Source organism: Hahella sp. NBU794 (assembly GCF_050749805.1).
Lineage (GTDB): Bacteria > Pseudomonadota > Gammaproteobacteria > Pseudomonadales > Oleiphilaceae > Hahella.
On record NZ_CP192738.1, the window covers coordinates 4,226,874 to 4,244,820 of the forward strand.

Below are 17,947 nucleotides of genomic sequence, written 5' to 3' on the forward strand. Positions count from 1 at the left end.
TCCTCTCGACACTTTATTCTTGCTCACGAAGAAAGCCGGCGAGCACCCGTTTTGCTTCATCTGACTCCAGAAACTGAGCGTGCTCCGCGTCCACCGTTTCAACTTCGACTCTACCCGTAAGGTGCCTCTCCCAACCCAGCCATGGAAAACTGTACACCCCCGCTTTTTCCATTGGCAAACGCAGCAAAATCACGCTGCCGCCATAGGTTCGTTCACGGTGTCTTTCCATGGCGATTCTATTAGCCCTACGAACATCGAAGATTCTCAATGTTTGAGGCAAGCGAAGACTAAAGGCGCGATAGAGACTCAGCTTAGCCACCTGTAGATAATACTTGGATCGCGCAGAAAAGCTTTGCATCGCCTTCTCCCAAAAGCCGCGCCTATCTACTTCTGCGCTCTCACGCTCACTTTTTGCCAGCGGACCAATCGTATCAAGCAGGATAACCCAATCCACTTTAAAGCCTTTAGCCAAAAGTTCATTGGCCAACTCTATAGCTATAGTTCCCCCCATAGAGCCCCCTAAGAGACAAACATGCTTTTTAGCAAACGTTTGTTCTACCTGGACCGCATAATACGCCGCCATTTCCAGAATGGACTCGAATGGCTTACTGGCGCCATCCAGTCCTGTCGACTGTATTCCATATACAGGCCGATTCAGCCCTTCGAAATCAATCAACGCTTTGTACGCCAGCACATTCCCGCCAATAGGATGAACACATATCAGTGGCGTTTTCGCCCCTCCAGGCGACAGCGTGACAATATTACGCCAATGGGCGGCCTCTCCTTCCTGCGACGAAGAATACGCCTCAACATCTTGGGCATTATCATTCGCCACTAAAATGCGCCCCAACTCCTTCGCCAGAGACTTTGGCGTTGGCGCCTTAAACAGCAGTGCTAAGGGCGCGTTAATTCCACATTTCCGATGCAACTGATCAAAAATCTGCAGCGCCTTTATAGAATGGCCGCCAACTTCAAAGAAGTTAGCGTCCTCATCAAGACTGCTTAGTCCCAAAACGTCTTTCCATACTCCTATTACTTTTTCTAACAGAGCTTCGTTCACCATCAGATCAGTCGCCAGCTTATCTGGATCAAAGCCTTCTGCCGGAGAAGCCTTACTAACTATATACCCAGCGTGTCCTTCTAACTTCAGTTCGGACTTACCCGCTTCCAAACTATCTATCAAGCTGGTGAGTGTATGAGTGAAGTCAGAGACCATAAGTTTTGAGGTTTGCTCAGTGAAAAGTGCGGTACTGGTTTGGAATCTGAACGTAAAGTCCCTTCCATCAAAGTCTACAAATAGAAATATCTCACCTTGCGTATAGCCAGCATCAACATGAAGCGGCCGCAGAGCGCCAGCATTTTTTACCGCCCTTTTACGTTGAGAAAAGTCATTAAACGTAATATAAGCCTGAGCCAGGGTCGGCCTGGATGGGTCTCGATCAGCATGCGCCGCAGAAACTATTTTATCGAACGACAGCTCACCATGCAGGAGCGCCTGATTTAGAGTTTGCTCAACATACTTAACTTGCTCAAAAAGACTCTTTTCCTGTTTATACAGCCTGAGCGGTATCGTATTAAAGAACATGCCTATAGCATCATGGAGCCCCGCCTTGGAGTCTCTACCGCTTGTAGCTGTGCCTAGTACTATATCTTCTCCACCAGAAGCTCTTTTCAACCATGCCGCATAGGCGCAAACCAATATAACAAAGGGCCTGGTGCGAACTAAGTGAGCAGCGGCAATTAAACGCTTCGCAACATCCTCACCGAGAAGCGCAGAATATTGTCGTCCCTTAAAATCAAAATACTCCGGGCGAGGATAGTCTGCCGGAAGACTTAAGGCTGGCAAGGGCCCTTTTAACTCCTGCCTCCAGAAGTCCACACTTTCTCGTAAATCATCTCCACCTCTCGCCAAATTGACGCCATCCCACCCCACTGCCGGTTGAGCTTTAAAGTCCGCCCCCCCTATCAATTGTTCGTATAAATCAAATAACCGATTCCATACCAGCAATTGAGAGACTCCATCCAATAAAATATGATGGGTAATCATCTGTATTGCGATCAGTTTTCCATCAGCCTCATAGGCTACAAAGCGGACTAATAACTCCTCACTAAAGTTAAACTCCCTTTTCGCCTCCTGATGTAGGTAGGCATCAAGAGCGCCTGAATCCAAATATAAATCCCTAACCTCCAACGGCGTCTCAGGCTCTTCGCGCAACTCCCAGCTCAAATCATCAACATTTAAATGCAGCCTTATCGCTGGCGTAGCTTTCATTAAGGCATCTATCGCAAGCTTTAACTGATCAACTTCCCAGACGCCCTCCAGCATGAATGCCTCAGACTCGTTGAAAACACTACTGGAGCCTGCCAACTGACATATAAACCAAATACGTTTCTGTCCATCGGTCAAGCTTCTATCGTTATTTGCCGGCTCGTCCAGCCTATTACCATCTTCGGAGAAAGAGGCGACTAATTCACACTGCTCCATGAAGAGTGGATGAGCGATCAAAAGATTAATGCTTAGGAATTTGCCAAACTCTTTCTCAATCTCCACCGAGAGACGGGCAGAGGCCAACGAATGCCCCCCCAATTCATTAAAATGGTCATAGGGACTTTTAGGCTCGACGCCTAAAACAGCCCCCCATACTTTCGCAAGCCTAAGCTCCGTATCTGTGGCAAAGCATGCCTCGACGCCATCAGCCGTCGATAGACTCGCTTCAACGTCCTTTTTTAGCGCTTTTTTATCTATCTTTTTGTTAGGCGTCTGAGGAAAGCTTTCATAGACTCGCCACAATCCCGGCGTCATATAAAACGGCAGCGTATTCCGCAGATCTTTTTCAATAACAGGAAAAGCAAGCTTTTCGCCGGCAAACCGAACACAACCTACCAGGACGTTATCGCCTACCGCATTAGATACGGCGACAACAGCTGCATCCGCGATTCCCGGGATCTGCTGCAAAGCGGCCTCAATCTCTCCCAATTCAATTCGAAAACCGCGTATCTTTACTTGATTATCAAGGCGATCCAGATAACGCAGACGCCCATCTTGCCTCTGCTCGACCAAGTCCCCTGTGCGATAAAAAGCTTTGGTTTGACCATTTTCAACCAAAGATATAAATCGATCAGAATTTAATTCAGGGCGTCGAAAGTAACCTGGCGATAGACACTCTCCGCCGATTAACAGCTCCCCTGAGCCGCCGGTGCAAACTGGCTGCAAGCTCTCATTAACGACACGTAACTCGATATTAGCGTATGGTTCACCTAAGGGTATAAAGCCAGCCTCGATGTCTTCTGAGCTAACCTTATGGCTAGTTACCCAAACTGTGGCTTCTGTTGGACCATACATATTCCAGACTTCACCAGCGCTGCTGAGCAGCTTTGCGGCCAAGTCTGACGGGAAGGCTTCGCCTCCACATAATATTTTCTGATCTTGATTCGGCTTCCAGCCCAGCTCCAACATTAACCGCCAGGTAGCTGGCGTGGCCTGCAAGACGTTGATGCGATTATCTTCGATTATTGCAGCCAGTCGATCTGGAGAAAGCGCGTCCCCTTTCTTACAAACATATACGCAGCCCCCCAAAACTATGGGAAGAAATAGCTCCAACACGGAGATATCAAAAGATATCGTGGTTAGACCAAGAAACCGGTCGCCATCTTGCGTTCCGATCTTATCGTCGACGCCATATAAAAAGTTTATCGCCGCCCGATGCGTAATTGGGACGCCTTTAGGCCTTCCAGTGGAGCCTGATGTAAAAATAATATAAGCAAGCAATTCCGCCGTATTGGTTCGGCGTTCAGAAATGCGCAGATATTCACTTCTAAGTTCATCAAAAGAACGCAGAGCGTCTCCCGGCGGGTTCAGGTCATATCTATCAAGCAAAAGTACATTTTGCGTACTTCCAACCAGAGGTTGCGTAGAGGGTTCATAGATAGCGGCCGATACATCCGCGTCTTCAAGGATAATTGCAATTCTCTCAGCAGGGAAAGCGGGGTCCACAGGGACATAAGCAGCGCCTAACATCCCTACTCCCAAAAGCAGAGCAGAAAGGTAATGGTCTCGATTAACACATACAGCCACCCTATCGCCTGACTTTACGCCCAAGATCTTGAGGCGCTCCGCCACGAGCAAGGAGTGACTTAGTAACTCTAAATATGTGAATTGACCATCTTCAGACTTGACTGCGCTACAGTCAGGGAAGCGCTCGGCTGCAGCAATTAGAGCTTCCGGCAACCCCCACTCTTTTTGCCTGGCGGCGGCAAACAACTCTCGCCTCCACCCTCTATTCCCAAGAGTGCTACTCATTACTTTACTCTGCAGTTTAGGTTCGACGCGGCGGATAAGCCTATCAACCGCCTATGGCAAGTACTTAACCAGCAACGGGCCCACTGTATTAGTAAGCCAAACAGGAAGCCTCTTCCAAACTGCTATAACCAACTTGAACTTCGGATTATCCGGGTTCAATTTGGGCGCGTCCCTACCTTCCGCCAAGCCGTAATCCCAATGCAACCTGACAGGAGTCGCCCCCCACTGCTGTTTAAACTTATAGGTGCCGCTACCTTCAGTGCAGCGCCCAAAATCAAATATCTGATACTTCTGATGAATGCTGAATTTGAGTATTTCCCAGTACATCAGCATATTAATTCCAGAGCTGTTAGCTTCCTGCAACGTAGAAGCCCAGGGAATTTCCATGCGACGCCCGTAGCCAATTACAATTGCGCATGCAACTACAGTCTTATTTAACCTGCCTATGACAACTCTAGCAGATTCTCCGTATGAGCTAAGGAAACCATGAAAAAAGTTTTTCCCATAAACTGGCGTACCAAGATCCCTCATATTCCTTGCGAAAACAGCATAGAAGTCATTCAACAACTCGGCGCCGCCGATAGTGATTTCCGCACCTTCCTTTTGAGGACGCTTAATTTGCGCTCGAATTTTGGGCTTGAAGCTTAACCACAATTCTTCTTCTCGCTCTGGCAACGCAAGCCAGAATGTCAGCTTCTCAGTACGTTGCGGCAATCCCAGATTGGATGTCGTCAAATGTCTCAGCTCAATGTGACTTGCTCCCACCTGATCGCGCCAACGTACTGCATCGGCGAGCAGCATTTGTGCGACCTGTTTGCTGTCAGCCAGAATTCCGCCATAGTTAAAATACGGCGCAGAAACAATAAAGTTTCCAAATAGGCGGCTATTCAATTGAGTAAGAGGCAGAATACCGACGACTCTATTCGATTCATCAAGCGCACAAATAAATCGACATGGATGGCCATACACCGACTCGACAAAAGATTTCACCCATAACTTGTGGTACGGGGAAGCCTGTAGATGTTGGTCGACGTATTCCTCCCAAGACGCTCGCAAACCTGGTTCGGCGTCAACTTCCACGACGCGAAATGCTTTGACTGCGAGACCTAAGATCTGAGGCGCAGAAGAGACTTCCTCAACAATCTGTTGCAGCTTCTCCGCCTGCTTAGCCTTATCTGGCGGACCATCCGAAAGCACATCGCTCGATTGTCCGACCTGCTGGCGCTGCGCCTTCTTAAAATCCTTAATCTTACCCGTTACTTCCTTAAACTCGGCTGACACTACCCCCATTTCAACAATGAGCTCACCCGCATCGGAGCCATTTTTCTTAGCCTCGCCAATTAAGCGCGACAGTTCGCCCTTGCGCGCCTTAAGCTGGTCTTCCCGTAACTTCAGGCTGTCTAGATTGTTAGCATCTTTCATAAAAGGCGTTAAACCGCAACTGGAGCAGAGTCTATAGACTGAGACCTGAGCACGTCTGAAACCGTAGTAAAGGAAAAGTCATCGAGCAACGCCTCTAACCTGGAAAAGCAAACATCCAGATTGTTGTAATGCCTAAATGTCGACAACATGCTGGCCTTGACTCGAGGCTGCTTCGGATCAATTTCCCATGGGTGCAAATAAAAAATAAAACTACGCCCCAATCTATTCACACGCCCCAACCCCCAACGCGTAAGCCAATAGGGAAACAACCTGAAATAGCCGCCGCCAGCGATAGGAAGTCTATATTTTCCGATTGGACAGGTGGTTAAGGGGAACTCCACAATCTGTTTACCATTTGGCGCTTGCAGAAGATAAGGATCTTCCGGCGTGTTCGGCATCCCATAGCGGTCATGCCTTACCGGAAAGATACTTGAATCCCACTTAAATCCTAAATCACACAAAATATCCAACGCCCACTTGGACTTAGCTGTTATTGAGTAACTTGCCGCCCTATACCCTTCCACTGGCTGCTGGATGATATTTTCCAGAATATCTTTGGATTTAGCGGTTTCTTCCCTGAATACTTCAGGAGTCTGCGAATAAACCAACTGGTGGCTGTAGCCGTGTGACGCCACTTCGTGACCCGCCTGATGAATCTCCGTGACAATATGAGGATATCTTTCCGCCACCCAGCCCAAAACAAAAAAAGTGCCTTTTACACCTTTCTTATCAAACAACTCGAGCAAGTCTCGCGTATTTTTTTCAACGCGACACTCCCGACTCGTCCACTCATCAACGCCGATTGATTCCGCTAGCGCTGCAACGTGGAAATAGTCCTCTACATCTATAGTCAAGGCGTTCTGCAAGACAACCACCTGTATGCTGAATGATTAAAAGTTGGGGACGTAGTCGACGCCGACTCCAACCGTCAGCGCATCAAATTCATTTACTCCATCCGAAGAGTCTTTAACTTCATACTCCGTGTAGTATCGAGAGCTGAAATTTTTAAACCATTTATGGTTTAACCTAAGTGTGTGGTCATACGAGTCTTCATCTGCGTTGCGAGCGCCAACCTCTTTATTTGTATACTCCGACGAAGCAAACCAACTCCATGTAGAGTTGACTTTATGAGACCAACTAACGGACAAAGAGTGTTCTTTATCTTCAAAGCCAGCACCTTCGTTATCTTCTGTACTGCTAACTCCTGACAACTGAAAAGTATCTCTGGCATTCGGACTATAATTTGCTCCAGCAACATGTTCCTGCAATAGAACGCTGTCACTGGAACCAAACGATATAGGTCTTTCAAAAACCTGAAAAACAGTTTCTGAAGCACTATCAGTCAGTGTGCGTTTGTAAGAATAAAAAAGCCCTAAAGCCGCAGTAGCTTGATAATTGGCATTAAATGAGCCTGTAACATCTTCTGACTCATTGGTAACGTTAGCGCGCTCACTTTTCAGCTTGGTAAAACCAACCGCCAAACTAGTAGTAAGATCATTATATTGCTTGCTAAAACGTACCTCAGACTCCAGTGTTTCAAGGTCAGTCTCATTATCTAACTTTGCCCACTCACCACTGTTACTCCAGGTAAACGTCAGTGCACTGGCGAAGCGGTGTATATAATCAGCCGTCGCCGTTTGTCTCTTGCTATCAACGGCGGTATTGCTATCAAAGTCGATTTGTTTGTAATTAGCGCCTAAAACCAAGTCGTCCTCTGAGGTCATCGCAACTCGATAACTTGGGCCAGTAGTAAGAACATTCTTACGCACTCTTGAATCCGGCGTGGTCGGTGTACTGCTATTCAGGACAGTTTCGGTAAGCTCATCCTTAAGAGACCATGAAAGCGCAGGGGAAAAGTTATATTTGCCACTATACGTGGCTTCAGTAGTGACCTCATCGCCAAATGTGTCCCCCCAATAGTGCTCAAAACCAAAGTCAGCTGATAACGAACTTGAATACACTCCTTTTGAAAGAGTTTGACCCAAATTGATCCCTACTTTAGTTAGGGTGTCATCTTTTTTTTCTTTAGTCTTCGTAACATTATCTGAGTATTCTTGCGTGGCGCTAAGACGAACCTCCAGAGGCTCCGCACGAAGGGCCAACGGCGCGCACAATAGGTTTACGCCAACCAGAGCAAAGAGCGTTGGCTTTTTCTTAAATGGAACAAGGTAATCCATGAAGGGACGGGTCCTTATGGTGGTTACATTAAATAAGACAGATTTTTTAGGCCCAAATTAGCCATTTATTAGGACTCCAGCGCATTTCTGCGAAGGAATCGACGACACAGCGGATACAATCTGACTTTCTGTAACCCTTCCATGAGGTACGACAACCAATGTCAAATCACACAGCTCGGAAATGATCCGCGCATCTGGCGATACTGCAATCGAAGGTGTGTCCAGAATAATAAAGCGATCAGGGTATCGCTTTCTTAACGAGTGCAGAAACTGCCTCATGCGAAAAGAAGTAAAGAATTCTCCTGAAGATTCCCTTCTACTACCTGCTGGAATGAGCCGCAGTCTTTTGATCCCCGTCGGATATATTACCGACGCTATATCCATATCAGGGTCTTCAATAAAGTCAGTAACACCCAGATCTGGCATAAGATCGAGAATATTGTGCAACGAGGGCTCCCTCAAGTTGCAGTCTATAACCAATGCCGTCTTACTGCTATCCAACGCAAATGCGGCAGCTAAATTTACAGCCGCAAAGGAAGCTCCACACCCTTCAGTTACACCCGTAACAGCCAAGGTAAAATTATTTCCCTTACTGATTTCCAACAGGCGTGTACGAAGCTCCCTAAACTTATCGATAATAGCGCGATCCGGAGACTCTGGATGAATTATGCGCTTTTGATTCAGGTCGTCCACTGACAAGAGAGAGGGTTCTCTCATTTTGGCGATTTGCTTGCTAATCACATAGCGCTCTACGCTACCTGATTTAACTTCCAAAGAACTCGGAACTAAAACTCTGTCCGCAGACGCATTCTGAGCCGGATCCTGAGGTCGAGCCACGCCCTTATCAATATCATAGATATTTTTTGTGTTCTCCTGCTTATCACTCACAAGACGACTCCCGCATAACGCATCCACCCGTACAATAAATAGACGCCAATACTCAACACAGCCAAAAATAAGATGACTTTCGTACGACGCCGGTCAATTCTCCGTTCCAGTGGAGTGGAAATATAGGGGATGGTCGCCAACACAGGGATACCCGTATTTTCCTGCAAAATAGATCCTGTACGCACTCTTGGATCAACTTGGCAAAATGCAATAGCCAGACCGAAAGGGGCCAACATGCCTAAAAAAAGGCCAGCCATTGCAAAGTGCCGAAATGTGAAGCCTGAAGGCTTCAAAGGGTACGCAGGGGCCTCATGTATCTTATAGCTAAGGCCATGCCCTTCAACGTCAAGCCTCATTGAAACGCGTGCTTTCTCACGTCTTTTGAGCAGATCGTCATATATGCTCTTATTGACCTCATAATCCCGAGTAAGCTCGGATATTTTTGCTTCATTTTCCTGAATCCGCTGCATACGGGTACGCTCTCTTTCCAACAAAGCAGTTAGAGAGCTTTGACGCGTTCTCAGCGTGTCAATATTCGCCAGAGCCTTAGACAATTCACTCTGCAACTCTTGATAAATTGGGTTAAAAGAAGACTCTGAGCGAGAACTAGAGCCGCCGCCGCTAGATAAAGCCTCGGACCTCTGTCTTTCCAGCTCCGCAATTTGTTGCTTGAGCGCAATAATATCCGGATAACTATCCAGATAAATTAACCTAAGCGAATCCAGCTTCTTGTTCAGCTCCTCGATTCGCGTTTCGTATGCGTCTCCCGCCACTTCTCTGCGAACGATTTTAGACTGGCCGGAAAGTTGCGACTGAAGAGCGTCCCTTTGCGCAATAGCCTCCTTGATACCCAACTCAGCTTCTTCAAGCTGACGCTCAAGCGAGGAAATTCTAGAGCCGACTGTGTCCGCAGTACCATCGACGTTCTCTTGTAAGAAGTTTTTCAGCCGCTCTTCAGAAGCCTGCAGTTGCGTTTGATACGCTTTAACCTGTTTATCAACGAATTCGTATGCGTTGCGGCTTTCTTCCCGCTTGCTACTTTCAGTCTCATCAATAAACAGTTGGCTCAATTCTCGAGTAACATCAAATACTCTTTGGGCAGTTGAGTCCTTATACTCAATCTCAATAAAGTTGGGGGCGCCTGTTTTCTTAACGGCGACATTATTTCTAATTTTGCTGATAATGCCTTCTTTCGCAGCTTCAGTTTTGACCGGCCCCCAAATTTCCTCCATTTCAGCGAGCCGCGTCAGAACTCTTCTCGACAACATGACTTCTTCTACGGAAGCAACGTGATCCTTAACCTTTGTGGTCAGCGCCGAGCCTTCCATCAATGGCCGGATAATATTCTGATCATCCACATAAATAACACCACGTGACGTGAATTGCTGCGGCCAAAATGCGCCCACGACAAGCGTTCCGAAGCTGACAGCAAGAAAAACAAAGAACGACAGCCATTTCCGGGAGCGAATCTCCCTGAAGGCTTCTTTTGGTAGCTGATCTAAAGGAACCGCCATATCATTGCACCAGCATAGTCATAAGAGAAAAGTTCTGTCTCAAATTCAATTTCGCCCCCAACTGCGTCGTATTACAACACCTTCTCAGGAACAGTAATTATATCCCCAGGGTTCAACTCATAGTTGGTGGTCACGTCGCCTTCCTGAAAGATTTCATTTAATTTTACAGGAATGATAACGGTCTTCCCTTGATACTGCCTGTACAGCACGCTGCCGTCCCCGCTGGCGAAGTCATTCAGTCCGCCGGCTGTCAATACGACATCCATGACAGTCATACCATGACGGTAAGGTATTGAAATTGGCGATTTCACAGCACCAGTAACACGCACCCTACTGGAAAACTCATAGCTCTGCATTCCGGTGACAACAACGCTCACCTGAGGCTCACGAATATAAACCGACAGCTTTTGCTTGATTTCCTCAGCCAACTGAGCCGGAGTTTTGCCGGACGCTACGATATCGCCAACCAGGGTCGTAGACAATTTGCCATCCGGCCTAATTGGCACTCCTCCAGACAATTCAGGGTTGCGCCAGACATTTATGTTAACCACATCGCCAGGCCCTAGAATATACGACTCCAGCATCTTCGGCCGGTCTTTCAGAGCGGCGCTAACCAAAGCATTGTCGGAAGGCTTAACCGTGCTGCAGGCGCTAAACAGCACAGCCAGCAATGCTAGAACGCATATTTTCAAGGCGTTAATTTTCATCATTAGTATCCCAAGTTAATCAGCAGTTGAATCCAATGCGACTCTTCAGCAGCCAGGTTTTTCCGGATAGTTTTCCAACATTACGCCCTGCTAAATACTTCAAAACAATGATGCCAATGTTAAAAACCCGAGCGCCCGCTTACCGGGAGCCTTTCTTAAACAAAATAACCTCAACGGTCTGAATTAATACAATCAAATCAAGCAGTAGGCTCTGATTTTTAATGTAGTATAAATCATACCGCAGCTTCTCCTTGGTGTCCTCCTCACTATCGGCGTAAGCGAAACAGAGCTGCGCCCAACCGGTAATACCGGGCTTCACTCTATGCCTTTCGTTATAGTAAGGAATCTTTTCCGAAAGCTTTTCCACAAAAATAGGTCTTTCCGGGCGCGGCCCGACTACAGCCATATCTCCGAGCAAAACATTAAAAATTTGCGGCAACTCGTCGATACGCACTTTACGAATAAAGCCGCCAATACGGGTCACACGGGTGTCATTTTTCTGCGCCCAGACAGCGCCATGCTTTTCTGCATCGACCCTCATGCTCCGGAACTTCATGACAGGAAACGGCTGACCGTTTAGCCCCACCCTCTCCTGCTTGTATAACACTGGAGCCGACCAGCCTTCCTCAAGCTTAATGGCGAGCACCGTCAATAACATAATAGGCCAAGTCACGAGCAACAGGCTTAGACTGGACAAAATATCAAACCCACGCTTGGTGATGCTGCGGGTGGAAACAGCTCCAAACCCGTCTGCGAAAATCATCCAGCTTGGCTGGATCAAGTCCAGCGCCACTTTGCGTCCTTCGCGCTCCAGGAACGTGGGCGCATCCACGATATGCACCCCCTCCATCTTGCATTCAAGCAGATCATCCAAAGGCAGTTTTTTCCTGCGGTCATCCAGCGCAATAACAATTTCATCGACAGGATGCTGTAGAACGTACTCTTTCAACGTCCCAGGAATCGTCAATACTTTCTGATGAGGCACCTTGACCTCTTCATCAAGCCCAGGCACAAACCCCATCAACTCAACGCCTCGACGATCCAGGGGCTCTTTTAAGTCTTCATAGAGATTGCTTGCACGATTTCCTGCGCCGAGCACTAAGACATTGCGCTTAAAGCTTTGCTCATTTGCGAAAAACAGGAACAGGCTACGAGATATTCCCAGGATAAAAATCGCCAGGACGGACGAAAGGGCCAGAACCCCCTTGCCGAAGTACCACAACCAGGATTCGGTTACATAAAATAAGAATGACAAACCTGCGGCGGACATGAGAATCGAGAATATCGTTCTCAACATCATGCCCGACATCCCCTCTTGGGTTTTGGCGGGATAGACGCCCATCGCGATCATGATGATCAAATTCACCGCCGCGAAGGTCAGCGCCTCGGGAAAGGCGACCTGATAGTTATCAAGGAAAAAATTAATTTCGCCGAAATAACGGAAGAAAACGCCACAGTAAAATACCACGCCTAAGACCACCAGGTCCGCGACGCCCATGATAATGTAGGGCAAATGTATGTAGTGCCGGAATATACGTACGTGGGCCAAGCCTTTTCTCCTTACCAACACGGACTTGCAGCCTAGACTTGAGGGCCGCTCATGCTATCAAATTTTTTAGGACAACTTAAGTTAAGCAAATACAAAAGAGTATTGTTAAACTAAATTCAAATATCTTGGCGCGTATTTTCCGATATACTTGCGCGGCGACGCGCTTTGGCTAAATTTCTCAAGAGTTCGCTTGATATTGTCGCAATGGTCGAGATGCGCACATCAGTCCAAACGAAGTCTTGAATGATTTAGCCTTAAGCGCATGATCCAATCATGGATGCGCGGGCTATTTCCTGAGTTTCCACGGAATTGCCAAGGGCTTCCGCGGAGACCGTCTAACGACGGACGCTCATTATAGTTCGATTTTTTAAATAAAATACTACTACTATCTCGCTTAAAGGGTTTCCAATGACAGATTTGAGGAACGCAAAAATTGCAGTTGTGGGCCTGGGTTATGTTGGCCTGCCACTGGCCGTCGAGTTCGGCAAGAAGTTCTCTACCGTTGGCTTTGACATCAATGCCGCCCGTATCGAGGAGCTGAAATCCGGTAAAGACAGCACATTGGAAGTGGAACCCGAATTGCTTGCTGAAGCCAATAAACTTTCCTACAGCAACAAACTTGAAGATATACAATCCTGTAATGTTTACATTGTCACCGTCCCAACGCCTATCGACGACTTCAAGACTCCCGACCTGAGACCATTACAATCAGCCAGCCGCACAATCGGCAAAGTACTGAAAAAAGATGACGTTGTTATTTACGAGTCCACCGTTTATCCCGGCGCAACGGAAGAAGTCTGCGTTCCAATACTTGAAGAAATCTCCGGACTGAAGTTCAACCAGGATTTTTTCGCCGGCTACAGCCCTGAGCGAATCAACCCAGGGGACAAGGAACACAGAGTCATCAACATTCTGAAGGTCACCTCCGGCTCCACTCCTGAAATCGCCCAGTACGTAGACGAGCTCTACGCATCCATCATTGTCGCGGGCACCCACAAAGCGAGCAGCATCAAAGTTGCTGAAGCGGCCAAGGTTATCGAGAACACTCAACGCGACGTCAATATCGCCTTGATTAACGAGCTATCGCTGATTTTCGAAAAGCTTGGCATCGACACACTGGAAGTACTGGAAGCGGCCGGCACCAAGTGGAACTTTCTCCCCTTCCGCCCTGGCCTGGTTGGCGGTCACTGCATCGGCGTCGACCCTTACTACCTAACTTACAAAGCCCAGGCGGTTGGTCACCATCCAGAAATTATCCTGTCCGGCCGACGCATTAACGACGGCATGGGCGAACATGTGGCGGAACGCGTCATTCGCATGATGACGCAGCGCAAGCAACATGTGGCTGAAGCCAACATTCTTGTATTGGGATTGACGTTCAAGGAGAACTGCCCCGACATCCGCAACACTCGCGTAGTTGACGTTATCAGCGCCTTTGAGTCGTACAACGCCAACGTTGATGTCTACGACCCCTGGGCCAGCCCTGCGGAAGCAGAGCACGAATACGGCATTCGCGTTATTCCAGAACTGAAAGCAAACCATTATGACGCCATTATTCTTACTGTGGCTCATAAGCAGTTCAAAGATATGGGCATAGAAAATATCCGCAAACTCGGCAAGGACAACCACGTCCTCTTCGACGTCAAGTATGTTCTTCCGAAAGACTCGGTGGATGGACGCCTGTAGGGCCAACCAGAAACTGAACAATAAAAAAGCGCGGATATCCGCGCTTTTTTATTTTTACGCCGCCCTCCTGAAAAAGAGGGCGTCAGATCACAAGCATCAGATAACGAATAGATCCATAAACTCGTTAACTGGCGTCGCCTCCAGCGTTTTCTGATCTTTACACAGAGAAAAAATATCGTCGCAGCGCTTACCAGGGAAACGCGTCGCCAAATTGGCGCGGAATTTTTTCTCTAGCAGAGGAATACCCTCCTCGCGACGGCGGCGATGGCCAACCGGATATTCTACTTCAACTTTATCCGTGGACGTTCCGTCTTTGAAGAACACCTGCACCGCGTTAGCGATGGAGCGCTTGTCCGGCTCGTGATATTCCTGGCTATAGCGCTTATCTTCTACGATTTCCATTTTGTTGCGCAGTTCATCAATAATCGGGTTCGCAGCATGGAAGTCATCTTCATAATGTTCCGCCACCAGATTACCGAACGCCAACGGCACAGCTGTCATGTATTGCAGACAGTGATCGCGGTCCGCCGCATTCGCCAGAGGGCCAACTTTAGAAATAATACGGATCGCAGATTCATGAGTCGTGATAACGATCTTATCGATATCCTGCAACCGGTCTTTGACCTGCGGATGCAACGTAACCGCCGCTTCCGCCGCTGTTTGAGAGTGGAATTCCGCAGGGAAAGAGATCTTGAACAACACGTTTTCCATCACGTATGAGCCGTAATCTCTCTGGAATTTAAACACGCGATCTTCAGGCGCCTTCACTTTTTGATCCGCCACGGTTTTGCTGAAGGATACGTCATAGAATCCCCACTGTGGAGCCGTCAGAACGCCCGGAATTCCCATCTCACCGCGCATGCTGATGTCAGCCAGACGCACCGCCCGAGAGGTGGCGTCGCCCGCCGCCCAGGACTTACGTGAACCGGCATTCGGCGCATGGCGATAAGTACGCAGCGACGAGCCGTCGACCCAGGCCTGTGAAACCGCCGCCATAATCTGCTCTCTATCCCCGCCTTTCAGCTTGGTCACCACAGCGGTGGAAGCAATACGCACCAATAGCACATGACACAGACCCACACGGTTGAAGCTGTTCTCCAGAGCAATGACGCCTTGGATTTCATGAGCCATGATCATGGCTTCCAGAACATCCCGCATGGTCAAAGGCTCTTTCCCCGCTGCGACGCACTTCTGAGACAAGTAGTCCGCCACCGCCAGAATACCGCCCAGGTTATCGGAGGGATGACCCCACTCCGCCGCCAGCCAAGTATCGTTGTAATCCAACCAGCGAATGATACAACCGATATCCCATGCCGCCTTAACAGGGTCCAGACGGAATTGCGTACCAGGAACGCGAGCGCCATTGGGCACGACCGTGCCCTCCACAATCGGGCCCAAGTGCTTGGTGCACTCGGGAAATCTCAGCGCCAACAGGCCACACCCCAGAGTGTCCATCAAGCAGTTTCTTGCAGTATCCAGCGCTTCCTGGGATTCGATTTTGAAATTCAGGACATAGTCAGCAATATCCTGAATGACCTTGTCATAATCAGGACGATCATTCAGATCTACATTCGCACCCATTCTCTTTCTTCCTCAATTTGGTTATTCGTATTAATGACGCTGTTCAATCGGAGTCCATTCAGCGGACTCTGGACCGGTATAGTCCGCCGAGGGCCGAATAATGCGATTGTTCTCACGCTGCTCTTTCACATGCGCAGCCCAACCAGTCAGGCGCGACATAACAAAAATCGGCGTGAACAATTCGGTAGGAATGCCCATGAAGTGATAGGCGGATGCATGGAAAAAGTCCGCGTTGCAGAATAGTTTTTTCTCACGCCACATGACTTCTTCACAGCGTACGGACACGGGATAGAGCACCTTGTCGCCCACTTTTTCCGACAGCTTTTGAGCCCACTTCTTAATAATGGCGTTGCGGGGATCGGATTCACGATAGATGGCGTGCCCGAAGCCCATAATTTTTTCCTTGCGCTCCAGCATGCCCATGATCTGCTCTTCCGCATCTTCGGGGCTCTTGAACTTTTCAATCATCGCCATCGCCGCTTCGTTGGCGCCGCCGTGCAAAGGACCGCGCAGCGACCCAATAGCGCCGGTAATGCATGAATGAATATCCGACAACGTAGAAGCACAAACCCTGGCCGTAAATGTCGAGGCGTTGAACTCATGTTCCGCATACAAAATCAGAGAAGCGTGCATCACTTTTTCATGCAAAGCGTCCGGCTTGCTTCCATGCAGCATGTGCAGGAAGTGCGCGCCGATGGAGTCATCGTCAGTTTCCGTATCGATACGCACGCCATCCTGACTGAAGCGATGCCAGTAACAAATAATGGACGGGAAAAGCGCCAGCATGCGGTCGATATGATCATCTTGCTGCGAAAAATCAGCCTCCGTCTCCAAAACGCCCAGCATGGAACAGCCGCTTCTCATCACATCCATTGGATGCGCATCGGCGGGAACTCGCTCCAGGACTTCCTTAAGAGCCTGAGGCAATGACCGCAGCGACTTCAACTTCGCCTTGTAGGCGCTCAGCTCCGCTTGATTGGGCAGCTTGCCTCGCAGCAGCAAATAGGCCACTTCCTCAAATTCAGCTTTATCGGCAAGCACCTCAATGCCGTATCCCCGATAGGTCAAACCATGCCCTGATTGACCTACCGTGCATAGCGCCGTCTGTCCTGCGACCTGACCTCTCAGGCCCGCGCCTCCAATATTTTTTTCCGCCATTGCTAATTCTCCTCTTGCATCAGACTGTTTTAAGAGTTTCGCCAAGGCGAAACCTCAATGCTTGCAGCGACTTATGCGTTATTTGTTTTTCCCCGCCGCAAACAGCGCATCCAATTTCTTTTCGTAATCGTGATATCCCAGAAAATCGTATAACTCCATACGAGTCTGCATGGAATCGACCACCTCTTTCTGATCGCCTTTACTCAAAATACTTTCATACACATTCAAGGCTGCGCGATTCATCGCCCTGAAAGCGCTCAATGGATATAAAACCATCGCCACGCCGACGCCAGCCAGTTCAGCCTTGTTGTATAACGGGGTTTGCCCGAACTCAGTAATGTTGGCCAGAATAGGCGCGCTCAGCGCATCCGTGAAGGCCTGATAATGCTCCAGCTCCGTCACCGCTTCAGCGAATATGCCGTCGGCGCCAGCCTCCAGACAGGCGCCAGCGCGGTCAATCGCCGCCTGCAGCCCTTCCTGAGCAAACGCATCGGTTCGCGCCATGATGAAAAAGTCTTTGTCCGTGCGCGCATCCGCCGCGGCCTTGATCCGATCCACCATTTCTTCCTGGCTGACAATTTCTTTATTAGGCCTGTGCCCACAACGCTTTTGCGCCACCTGATCTTCAATGTGTACCGCCGCAGCCCCGGCGCGGATCATTTCTTTGACTGTACGCGAGATATTGAAGGCGCCGCCCCATCCAGTATCAATATCGACCAACAAAGGCAGCTCCGACGCCGCTGTAATCCTGCGTACATCTTCCAGGACGTCATTCATGCTGGTCATTCCCAGGTCAGGAAGTCCAAATGACGCATTGGCCACACCACCACCTGACAAATATATAGCCTGGTGCCCCACTCTTTCCGCCATCATCGCGCAATAGGCGTTGATAGCCCCGACAATTTGCAGCGGTTGGTTATCTTCTAGCGCTTTGCGAAAGCGACGTCCTGCTGACATATAAGCCC

12 protein-coding genes are annotated in these 17,947 nt (G+C 48.7%); 1 reads left to right on the forward strand and 11 read right to left on the reverse strand.

The genetic code is table 11. The features are described 5' to 3' along the window. Window positions 1–13: 13 nt before the first annotated feature. The 8 genes from ACQYWX_RS18390 to ACQYWX_RS18425 all read right to left on the reverse strand — a co-directional run bounded on the left by ACQYWX_RS18390 (window position 14) and on the right by ACQYWX_RS18425 (window position 12,557). The gene (locus ACQYWX_RS18390; protein ID WP_431685883.1) at window positions 14–4,261 is read right to left on the reverse strand and encodes an amino acid adenylation domain-containing protein; all 4,248 of its coding nucleotides are present in this window, start codon (window positions 4,259–4,261) and stop codon (window positions 14–16) included. A gap of 90 nt (window positions 4,262–4,351) precedes the next feature. Then, window positions 4,352–5,722, reverse strand: a complete 1,371-nt coding sequence (locus tag ACQYWX_RS18395; protein WP_431685884.1) for a FemAB family XrtA/PEP-CTERM system-associated protein — start codon at window positions 5,720–5,722, stop codon at window positions 4,352–4,354. Window positions 5,723–5,730: 8 nt separating this feature from the next. Beyond that, complete coding sequence (locus ACQYWX_RS18400) at window positions 5,731–6,588, reverse strand: XrtA system polysaccharide deacetylase (RefSeq protein WP_216735604.1); 858 nt, start codon at window positions 6,586–6,588, stop codon at window positions 5,731–5,733. A gap of 24 nt (window positions 6,589–6,612) precedes the next feature. After that, window positions 6,613–7,899 carry a hypothetical protein gene (locus tag ACQYWX_RS18405; protein WP_431685885.1) on the reverse strand — a complete coding sequence of 429 codons (1,287 nt, stop codon included), beginning with the start codon at window positions 7,897–7,899 and terminating at the stop codon, window positions 6,613–6,615. A 57-nt stretch (window positions 7,900–7,956) separates the two neighbouring features. After that, window positions 7,957–8,787, reverse strand: coding sequence for an XrtA-associated tyrosine autokinase (locus ACQYWX_RS18410; protein WP_431685886.1), 831 nt, complete (start codon window positions 8,785–8,787; stop codon window positions 7,957–7,959). Then, entirely contained in the window at window positions 8,784–10,301 is a 1,518-nt protein-coding gene (locus ACQYWX_RS18415; protein ID WP_431685887.1) for an XrtA system polysaccharide chain length determinant, read from the reverse strand. Before ACQYWX_RS18415 ends, ACQYWX_RS18410 begins: the two co-directional genes overlap by 4 nt. 71 nt (window positions 10,302–10,372) lie before the next feature. Next, a complete protein-coding gene (locus ACQYWX_RS18420) occupies window positions 10,373–11,011 on the reverse strand; it encodes an XrtA/PEP-CTERM system exopolysaccharide export protein (protein WP_305905680.1) in 639 nt (212 codons plus the stop codon). A 136-nt stretch (window positions 11,012–11,147) separates the two neighbouring features. Continuing rightward, a complete protein-coding gene (locus tag ACQYWX_RS18425) occupies window positions 11,148–12,557 on the reverse strand; it encodes a TIGR03013 family XrtA/PEP-CTERM system glycosyltransferase (protein ID WP_431685888.1) in 1,410 nt (469 codons plus the stop codon). 408 nt (window positions 12,558–12,965) lie between these two features. On the opposite strand from ACQYWX_RS18425, the gene tviB reads away from it, so the two are divergent. Then, window positions 12,966–14,243, forward strand: coding sequence for a Vi polysaccharide biosynthesis UDP-N-acetylglucosamine C-6 dehydrogenase TviB (tviB, locus tag ACQYWX_RS18430; RefSeq protein ID WP_216735598.1), 1,278 nt, complete (start codon window positions 12,966–12,968; stop codon window positions 14,241–14,243). 96 nt (window positions 14,244–14,339) lie between these two features. Here tviB and prpD read toward each other — a convergent pair whose 3' ends face one another. From prpD to prpB, 3 genes are all read right to left on the reverse strand, one after another. Then, window positions 14,340–15,824, reverse strand: a complete 1,485-nt coding sequence (gene prpD, locus ACQYWX_RS18435) for a 2-methylcitrate dehydratase (RefSeq protein ID WP_431685889.1) — start codon at window positions 15,822–15,824, stop codon at window positions 14,340–14,342. A 30-nt stretch (window positions 15,825–15,854) separates the two neighbouring features. Next, window positions 15,855–16,982, reverse strand: coding sequence for a bifunctional 2-methylcitrate synthase/citrate synthase (prpC, locus tag ACQYWX_RS18440; RefSeq protein WP_431685890.1), 1,128 nt, complete (start codon window positions 16,980–16,982; stop codon window positions 15,855–15,857). Window positions 16,983–17,060: 78 nt separating this feature from the next. Further along, window positions 17,061–17,939, reverse strand: coding sequence for a methylisocitrate lyase (gene prpB, locus ACQYWX_RS18445; RefSeq protein ID WP_431685891.1), 879 nt, complete (start codon window positions 17,937–17,939; stop codon window positions 17,061–17,063). Window positions 17,940–17,947: the final 8 nt, after the last annotated feature.

Coding starts and splice junctions, on each gene's coding strand:
- prpB (WP_431685891.1), bottom strand. CDS start 17,939: ATGTCAGCAGGACGTCGCTTTCGCAAAGCGCTAGAAGATAACCAACCG.
- ACQYWX_RS18415 (WP_431685887.1), bottom strand. CDS start 10,301: ATGGCGGTTCCTTTAGATCAGCTACCAAAAGAAGCCTTCAGGGAGATT.
- ACQYWX_RS18420 (WP_305905680.1), bottom strand. CDS start 11,011: ATGATGAAAATTAACGCCTTGAAAATATGCGTTCTAGCATTGCTGGCT.
- ACQYWX_RS18405 (WP_431685885.1), bottom strand. CDS start 7,899: ATGGATTACCTTGTTCCATTTAAGAAAAAGCCAACGCTCTTTGCTCTG.
- prpC (WP_431685890.1), bottom strand. CDS start 16,982: ATGGCGGAAAAAAATATTGGAGGCGCGGGCCTGAGAGGTCAGGTCGCA.
- ACQYWX_RS18395 (WP_431685884.1), bottom strand. CDS start 5,722: ATGAAAGATGCTAACAATCTAGACAGCCTGAAGTTACGGGAAGACCAG.
- prpD (WP_431685889.1), bottom strand. CDS start 15,824: ATGGGTGCGAATGTAGATCTGAATGATCGTCCTGATTATGACAAGGTC.
- tviB (WP_216735598.1), top strand. CDS start 12,966: ATGACAGATTTGAGGAACGCAAAAATTGCAGTTGTGGGCCTGGGTTAT.